Annotated in this window: 7 protein-coding genes; 2 read left to right on the top strand and 5 right to left on the bottom strand. The window is 36.5% G+C overall.

Going from position 1 to position 8226, the window contains the following annotated elements; translation table 11 throughout:
- Window positions 1-10 precede the first annotated feature (10 nt).
- The 3 genes from dnaE to WD055_00245 all read right to left on the bottom strand — a co-directional run bounded on the left by dnaE (window position 11) and on the right by WD055_00245 (window position 5188).
- Window positions 11-3454: a DNA polymerase III subunit alpha gene (dnaE, locus tag WD055_00235; protein ID MEX0848638.1), complete on the bottom strand. Its 3444-nt coding sequence runs from the start codon at window positions 3452-3454 to the stop codon at window positions 11-13.
- Window positions 3455-3567: 113 nt separating this feature from the next.
- Window positions 3568-4455, bottom strand: coding sequence for a YicC/YloC family endoribonuclease (locus WD055_00240; GenBank protein ID MEX0848639.1), 888 nt, complete (start codon window positions 4453-4455; stop codon window positions 3568-3570).
- Between the two features lie 16 nt (window positions 4456-4471).
- Window positions 4472-5188 carry a YebC/PmpR family DNA-binding transcriptional regulator gene (locus WD055_00245; GenBank protein MEX0848640.1) on the bottom strand — a complete coding sequence of 239 codons (717 nt, stop codon included), beginning with the start codon at window positions 5186-5188 and terminating at the stop codon, window positions 4472-4474.
- Between the two features lie 237 nt (window positions 5189-5425).
- Here WD055_00245 and WD055_00250 point away from each other — a divergent pair, with 237 nt between their 5' ends.
- Both WD055_00250 and WD055_00255 read left to right on the top strand, forming a co-directional pair.
- A complete protein-coding gene (locus WD055_00250; GenBank protein ID MEX0848641.1) occupies window positions 5426-5725 on the top strand; it encodes a hypothetical protein in 300 nt (99 codons plus the stop codon).
- 67 nt (window positions 5726-5792) lie between these two features.
- Window positions 5793-6056, top strand: a complete 264-nt coding sequence (locus WD055_00255; GenBank protein ID MEX0848642.1) for a hypothetical protein — start codon at window positions 5793-5795, stop codon at window positions 6054-6056.
- A gap of 139 nt (window positions 6057-6195) precedes the next feature.
- On the opposite strand, the gene WD055_00260 is transcribed toward WD055_00255, so the two are convergent.
- Complete coding sequence (locus WD055_00260) at window positions 6196-6690, bottom strand: hypothetical protein (protein MEX0848643.1); 495 nt, start codon at window positions 6688-6690, stop codon at window positions 6196-6198.
- A gap of 106 nt (window positions 6691-6796) precedes the next feature.
- A complete protein-coding gene (ruvB, locus tag WD055_00265; GenBank protein ID MEX0848644.1) occupies window positions 6797-7816 on the bottom strand; it encodes a Holliday junction branch migration DNA helicase RuvB in 1020 nt (339 codons plus the stop codon).
- Window positions 7817-8226: the final 410 nt, after the last annotated feature.

The following is an 8226-nucleotide window of genomic DNA, read 5'->3' on the forward strand; positions in this document are numbered from 1 at the left end:
GTTTTTCTGATTAAAGTTCAATTTCAACTTTAATGTTTAAGGCTTTGATTGAGTCAATAGTGGATTGATCAAGGGCAATTTTCTGTTTTGTTACCAATTTAATCTGTTTATCATTTTCTTGATAACGTAATGCAAGAGGTATTTGGCCAGCGATTAAAAGTTCTTTACATTGCTCTAACTGTTGATCAGAAATATCATCAGGTATGTGTAGGTATGCTTGTTCGATACAGTTTGATTCGGCTAGCAATAGATCAATCGGTACAAAATGATTAGCTTTGATTTTGCAGATATGTGGCGAAGTTAAATCAAGTGAACCTTTTACCAAGAAAACATGATGATCATCAAGCCAATGCTCTACTTGTGCAAATGTTTTAGGAAATAGAATAACTTCACACACATTATTCATATCCTCAAGTTGCACAAATGCCATGCGATCACCTTTTTTTGTAGTGATTTCACGTTTGCTTTTGATGATACCATAACTTACACCAAACGCTTCTTTATCTAATGGGGTTTCCTGCGCTTTTTTGAGTAACGCTTCAAATGTTGGCACTTGTAGCCAACTGTATTGTTTTCGATAACTTTCCAGCGGATGTGCGCTCAAATAAAATCCAATAACCTCTTTTTCTTTTTCCAGCTTTTCTTTATCGGACCATTTGGTACACGGAGCAAATGCGTATAATTCATCTTGGCCGTCCTCTTTTTTGCCTAAAGAAAAAAGATCCATTTGGCCGGTTAGCTCAGCTTTTTTTTTGGCTGCGGCCTGATCGATAATTGTTTGAAGTTCGTTTGTTTTTTGTTCACGAGATCCTGGAAGTTTGTCTAGTGCTCCTGCCCAAATAAGATGTTCAATGACTCGTTTGTTTGATGTGCGTAGATCAATACGCTTGCAAAAATCAAAAATATCGGCAAATGTTTTTTTAGCTCTTACTTGCAAAATATTTTCAAGCGATGCAAGCCCAACACTTTTTATACCTTGTAACCCGAACAGTAATTTATTCTCTACGACACTAAATTTAATTTCTGAGCGATTTATATCCGGTGGCAAGATATCCAGCCCCATATCTTTTGCTTCTTGCAAATAAAAGGACATTTTGTCTGCGTTAGACGATTCAAGTGAAATTAAGCATGCCATGAACTCTGCGGGATAGTTTGCTTTGAGATAGGCTGTTTGGTAGGCGATAAAAGCATATGCTGCGGAGTGAGATTTATTAAAACCATATCCGGCAAAATATGCCATTAAATCAAATAGTTCTCCGGCTTTCTTTTTATCAAACTTTAGACTTTCGGCTCGTTCAATAAACAGTTCACGTTGTTCCGCCATAACATCAACTTTTTTCTTACCCATTGCACGTCGTAGAATATCAGATTCACCAAGAGAATAACCGGCAATGGTAGATGCAATCTTCATAACTTGTTCTTGATATACAATAACACCGTATGTTTCTTCAAGTATCGGTTTAAGTTCCGGGAACAAATAGGTTATCTTTTGTGTGCCATGTTTACGTTCAATGAAATCATTTACCATGCCTGAACCGAGCGGGCCCGGGCGATATAATGCGTTTACCGCAATAATATCTTCAAATGCAGATGGCTTTAATTTACGCAGTACTTCTTTTAATCCCTCAGATTCTAACTGAAATACGCCTGATGTTTTACCTGCACAAATAAGTTCAAAAGTTTTTTCATCATCAAGCGGTAGATGATTTATGTCGATGGCAACATGGTGATTTTGCTTAATAAGTTTTAATGCACGATCGATAAGCGTTAAGTTTTTTAATCCTAAAAAATCGATCTTTAAAAAACCTAAGCTTTCAAGTTCTGTCATTGCATATTGTGTAACTAAATCGGTTGATTTTGACGGAACAAAAAGCGGTAATACTTCATCTATTGGCTCAGGAGAAATCACAATGCCGGCAGCATGTTTTGATGCATGACGCGTTAAGCCTTCAAGACGAAATGCAATATCAAACAGATGTTTTACCTTTGGATTGCTTTCCATCAAATCTTTTAAGCGTGGTTCCTGTTCAAGCGCCTCTTTGAGTGTGATTTTTAATTGATCAGGAATGAGGCTGGTAATAGCATTTGAATCTTCAAATGAAAATCCGTGTGTGCGAGCAACATCTTTGAGTGCACCTTTGGCAGCCATGGTACCAAAAGTAATGATTTGGCATACTTTATCATGACCGTAATGGTCGCGAACGTATTGAATGACATCTTCACGTCCTTCAATACAGAAATCGATGTCGATATCAGGCATGCTCACACGTTCAGGATTTAAAAAACGCTCAAAAAGTAAATTGTATTTGAGTGGATCAACATTAGTAATTTCTAATGTCCATGCAACAAGTGATCCTGCAGCTGAACCGCGTCCGGGTCCGACCGGAATACCATTGCGATGTGCCCATTTAATAAAATCACTTACGACTAAAAAGTATCCGACAAAACCCATCGAGATAATCAAATCCATTTCAAGGTCAAGTCGTGCTTGATATTCGTCTCTTTTTTCTTCAACAATAAGTTTTTTTTTAATTAATGTTTCGAGCCCTTGTTGGCATTCGGCTTTGAAGAATGTTTCAGGAGTATGCTTTTCGGGGATATTAAATTTCGGAAAAAAAAGTTTGCCGGTTTCAAAGTCAAATTCACACATATCGGCGATTTTTCCGGTATTCCAAATTGCATCCTCGTGATCTTTGAACTGATCGATCATTTGGTCAGGGGTGCGCATATAGGTACGGCAGTCACCGAATGAGTATCGCCCGGGATCATCAAATTTTGCATGAGTTCCGATACACAGTAACGTTTCATGAGCTTCGCGGTCATTAAGAGTTGGGTAATGACAATCACCGGTTGCGATCAAATTGACGTTTTTCTTTTTACTCCACTCGTATAGTTTTTGATTAAGCTCTGTTTGCTCCGGTTGATCATCCGGTTGCACTTCCATATAAAAACGTTCACGGCCAAAAACATCAAGAAACCAATCTACGCGCTCATCAGCCAGTTTTTCTTGGCCTTGCATGAGCAATTTAGGTATATGTCCACCCAAGCATGCTGTACTGGTGATTAAACCTTCTGAATGTTTTTGTAGCATGTGGTAATCAATGCGGGGCTTGAAATAAAAACCTTGTTGGTATGAAAATGAAATCAGTTTACACAGATTTTTATAGCCGACTGCATTTTGTACTAACAAGATCAAATGATAATATTTGTTGTTAGCGGATTTGATTGCAGCATCTTCGGTTAAGTATGCTTCAATGCCTAATACCGGTTTAATATTCTCTTTTTTACATTTTTGAAAAAATTTTACGGCACCAAAAATATTACCGTGATCAGTAATGGCTAATGATTTTAAATCATGTTCTTTACCAAATGAGACTAAACGATCAAGTGATATTGCACCATCAAGTAATGAAAATTCAGTATGACAGTGTAAATGGGTAAAATGTTTGGACATTAAAGCGGTTCCTTAGGTATTACCAACGCTGTGCGTGAGCAGTTATATGCTTAGTGTAAGGATTTTTTTGCAAAAAGTAGAGAATAAAAATAAAAAAAAAGTGCTACAAATAATTATACAACATTTTGCGTTTGCTCGCGCGCTTTTTCTAGTTCAACTTTAATGTCGATTGCAAGAGACCCCATTTTTGCATCAGATGCTTTTGCCGCAATAGTATTAATTTCGCGCGTAAGCTCTTGTAGTGTGAAATCAATACGTTTTCCTTTTTCGATATTTACAGATGCAAGCAGATCATGCAAACGATTTAAATGGCTTTTGAAACGTACGATTTCTTCATGGATATCTATTTTATCAAGCATGTAATATAGTGCCGCTTTACGCGTTTCGACAACTTTGTCATCTTCAGTTGTATATGTTTGAATCTCTTTTAAAATCTGTTCTTTGCGTGCTTTCATAAATGCTGCATGATGATGTTCGATTGCATCAATATTTTTTTGTGCAATATCAAGTCGTTCTGTAAGGTCTGTGCACATTGCGCTGCCTTCACGTTCCTCTTCGGCTATTAACAACGTGACGGTTTCTTGGACTAAGTTAATGAGTTGTGTTTTGATTTCTTCATCAATAAGTTTTTCTTGTGTTGAAAATACATAAGGGAGTTGAATCAGGTCTGAGATGGTGAAAGTGCCGGCAACACCGGTTTCTTTTTGAATTTCGCTCACAGATTGCAAGTAGCTTTTTACTATAGGCAATGAAGTGGTCACGTTACCTTTTAAAATAGATTGGTCACTCAAGTTGATAGAGGTGAAAAGATGCCCACGATACAACTGTTTTTTGAGTATTTTTGTGATATCGGTTTCTAAATGATGTAATGCATAAGGAAGTTTGCATGTGTTTTCAAAAAAACGTGAATTAACTGATTTTATACTGACAGTTGCATGAAATTTTGTTTCTTTGAAATGTAAAGTTGCGGTTTTTGAGGCAAATCCGGTCATACTGCGCATGGTTAATAATCCGTTCTTAAGCTAAATTGGTATATACATTTTGAACATCGTCATGATCATCTAATATTTCGAGTAATGCAAGAGCTTTTTCTGACTCTGCATCATCTAATGATATGTTGTTTTTTGCGACATAATCAAGTTCAGCATGTTCTACGATGATACCGGTATCTTGTAATGCTTTTTTGATCGGCTCTAAGGCTTTAATGTCACAGTATACAGTAAAAAGATCATCATCTGTTTTTATATCAGATATGTCATAATCTAACAAGAGTTCGAGCAGATCATCTTCAGTTTTGTTGGGTGCTTTGAATGTGAGTGCACCTTTTTTTTCGAACATCCAACCTACTGATCCTGATTCTCCTAAGTTGCCACCTTTTTTTGAAAATTGGTGACGCATATCAGAAACGGTTCGGTTTTTGTTGTCTGTTAATGTATCGACCAATATCGCAATGCCGCCCGGTCCATAACCTTCATACATAACTGATTCATAAGAAAGGCCCGGCAGTTCTCCGGTTCCTTTTTTAATTGCACGTATAACATTCTCATTTGGCATATTAATCTGTTTTGCTTTATCCATCAATGTGCGTAATCTTGGGTTGCCATCAGGATCTCCGCCACCATCACGAGCAACAACAGTAATCTCTTTAATTAATCGGGTAAAAGATTTACCTCGTTTGGCATCTAAGGCAGCTTTTTTATGTTTTATAGTTTTCCACTTGGAATGACCGGCCATAGTATGTTCCTAGTTTTTTATGTTCATATGTCATATTTTGATTTTATATGATTATTATACTTAAACATTGATTTTTGTCGACTTGAAAAACAGGGTGAAATTATGGTTGTGTTGATCGGTCAGAATCAAAAGCATTTTCTTTATAAAGCTGAGATATTATTTGACAAATTGAATATTTATGCTACTTTTATGAGATGATGGATTTCAATTTAAATACCTGTTTTGGAGGTTTATATTATGAAAACAATATTTGCTTTATCTGTTTTAATGCTTGCTTTACCTATGATGGCAATGCATGAAAATGATGCTCAAAGAGCTCCTGAGCCTTTGATGATGACTGAGACGGTGAGAAATGCTGTTACGGCTGTTCGTCATGGTAAATGTGGCGCTGCATGTTGTTTTATGTGTTGTGTCGGTCCTTGTTGTGCTTGTCCATGCGATACAGGGATTGCTTTATACGAAACGTCAAAACCATTAATTAAAAACGTTGCTTATATTGCAGATCAATTGGGAATGGTAACAAAAAAGAAACAATAGCTCTTGCATAGTTTACAATAACTTGTCATGCTCATTCATGAATTTTTAAAGATGAAAGGGCGCCCAGATGAAAATCAATAAATTAATAGTGGTATTATTATGCTCAATGAGCTTAATGATTCAGGCTGTCGAACCATTGAATGTTGAACCTTCTGATCAATTTAATCAAGCTGTAGATGATTTTGATGATGCAGGGCCGGATTGTTGTGGAGCATTAGCTGCTGTAGGTTTGCTCTGTTGTTTCGGAGCATTTAAAGTTGTAGAAAAAGCGTGTGAACAGGGTGCTAAATGGTCTAGTGAAATTAATACCATTTTGTCGAAAGAAGATTAAGCCAGGAAATATTCCTGGCTTTTTTATATCAGTGGGTGCGTTTTTTTGAAGGTGTAATTATAAAATAACTTTGTCATTAGAGCATGCAAATTGAATTGCATGGAAATTAACAATCGTTGGATCATCTAAGACGAAATCATTAAGGACACGCGAATTGAATTGCATGAAAATCAACAATCGTTGGCTCTCCTGCAACAAAACCATTAATCGATAATGTAACTGTGTTATTAGTTCGGTCAATAATTTGTACAGTGCGTGGTGCATTTGTATCTTGTGCTGTTGCTGTGACTACAGGAAGAACTAATGTGTCAAAAGTAATTACAACTGTACCTGTGGTTGCATCTGCAACATAAGTAAATCCGGGTCCTGATCCTGGAATAGAACCCATTCCGGGCATTTGAATGCTTCCAACTACAATTTTTCCTTTACAATCATCTGGTACTGTCAGTTGTGCGCATGCGCAACATAATTGTGCAAAACTTTGTGCTTGTACTAGTAATGGTGTTTCTGGACGAATTGCACGATTACGTTTTAATGTGTAAACATTTTTAGCTTCTGGATCTCGTTCGCGTGCTTCCAGTCCTGTCAAACTAATGAATGCCAAGGGCAGCATCATCATTTTGTATGTGTTCATTCTGACTCCTTTTATATTAAATAAAACAGTTTAGTTAATACGATACAATAGAGTGTATTCCATTGCAATGGTTCGATATATTTTTGCAGCGTAAAAATATATCGAACTATAATAATGTCCCTTGCCCCATGAATTTTTGTTTTAAAAAAGGTAGTTTGGTATGAGGAATTTGTCTTCCACGTGGCGTTTTTTCAATGTATCCTTTACGCATTAAAAATGGTTCGTATACCAGTTCAATGGTATCTTTATCTTCGCCAACCATTGATGCAATAGTTTCCAGTCCAACCGGGCCACCGTTAAAATTGGTTACTATATTTTTAAGGATCATGTGGTCGACTTTGGTTAAACCTTCTTCGTCAATGCCGAGGAATTTTAGTGCTTTTTGTACCAATTCCGGATGTGCTACATTTGCATTAGTAACTTGTGCAACATCACGGACGCGACGTAATATTTTTTTTGCAACACGTGGTGTACCACGTGCACATTTGCCAATTATCAATGCGGATTCGCTTTCAATTGCGCAGTCAAGGAATTGTGCATTTTGAAGTACAATTTCTTTTAACTCTTCGTCGGTATAAAAATCAAGTCGTTCACTGATGCCAAATCGACTGCGCAGTGGAGCTGAAATGGCACCACTTTTTGTGGTTGCGCCAATCAGAGTAAATGGATGAATGGGAAGATTGATCGATTTTGCACCGGCACCTTGGCCCACAATAACATCAACGCGAAAATGTTCCATTGCACTATAAAGGACCTCTTCGACTGCAATTGGCATACGATGAATTTCATCAATAAATAAAATGTCTCGCGGATCTAAACTTGATAAAATAGCAACCAAGTCACCGGTGCGTTCCATCATCGGGCCACTGCAAATTTTAATATGCACGCCCATTACTTCAGCCATAATTTGTGAAAGAGTTGTTTTCCCCAAACCTGGAGGACCGAATAAGAGCAGATGGTCTAGCGCTTCGTTGCGCATTTTAGCCGCTTGCGTATAAATTGCTAACTTTTTTTTCAGTTCTTCTTGCCCTAAATACTCATCAAATGTTTTTGGGTTAAAATCATACTGTGTTTCTTCAGGCGTTTCTTGCAAACTAAGGATGTTTATTTCTTGTATTTCTTCCATTATTGCTCTTTTTTACTTTGATCTGATCTTGCTTTTGTAAACATTTTTTATTTTTCCGGAGCTTTTTTAATGATGTATGAGTTATTGTTCATAAGTATATAAGATGTTTGTTTGTTTTGGCAATTATGCTTAATCTAATGTTAAGTCGATCCAAGAAAAGCTTAATAAAAAGAGTAATTTTGGTTGTTGATTCATAATGTAATATTCGATATTTTGTAGCGTCGAATTGATGCTACAAACACCTTATTTGGCTTATAAGAATGCTTAATTAACTGTTTTGTTGATTTTTTTTCAAAACAATATATAATTAATTACAGGTGTGAAATATTTTCAATTTATTCAAAATGGAAATTTCAATGAAAAAAATAGTTATTGTTAGCTTAATCAGTTTATCAGCTTTTGCAGCAGAT

This window comes from Candidatus Dependentiae bacterium (genome assembly GCA_040878395.1).
In the GTDB taxonomy this organism is placed as follows: Bacteria; Babelota; Babeliae; order Babelales; family Vermiphilaceae; genus JAKBEL01.

Excerpts from the sequence above, each read along its gene's own strand:
- dnaE (MEX0848638.1), bottom strand. The coding sequence starts at position 3,454 with ATGTCCAAACATTTTACCCATTTACACTGTCATACTGAATTTTCATTA.
- WD055_00240 (MEX0848639.1), bottom strand. The coding sequence starts at position 4,455 with ATGCGCAGTATGACCGGATTTGCCTCAAAAACCGCAACTTTACATTTC.
- WD055_00245 (MEX0848640.1), bottom strand. The coding sequence starts at position 5,188 with ATGGCCGGTCATTCCAAGTGGAAAACTATAAAACATAAAAAAGCTGCC.
- WD055_00250 (MEX0848641.1), top strand. The coding sequence starts at position 5,426 with ATGAAAACAATATTTGCTTTATCTGTTTTAATGCTTGCTTTACCTATG.
- WD055_00255 (MEX0848642.1), top strand. The coding sequence starts at position 5,793 with ATGAAAATCAATAAATTAATAGTGGTATTATTATGCTCAATGAGCTTA.
- WD055_00260 (MEX0848643.1), bottom strand. The coding sequence starts at position 6,690 with ATGAACACATACAAAATGATGATGCTGCCCTTGGCATTCATTAGTTTG.
- ruvB (MEX0848644.1), bottom strand. The coding sequence starts at position 7,816 with ATGGAAGAAATACAAGAAATAAACATCCTTAGTTTGCAAGAAACGCCT.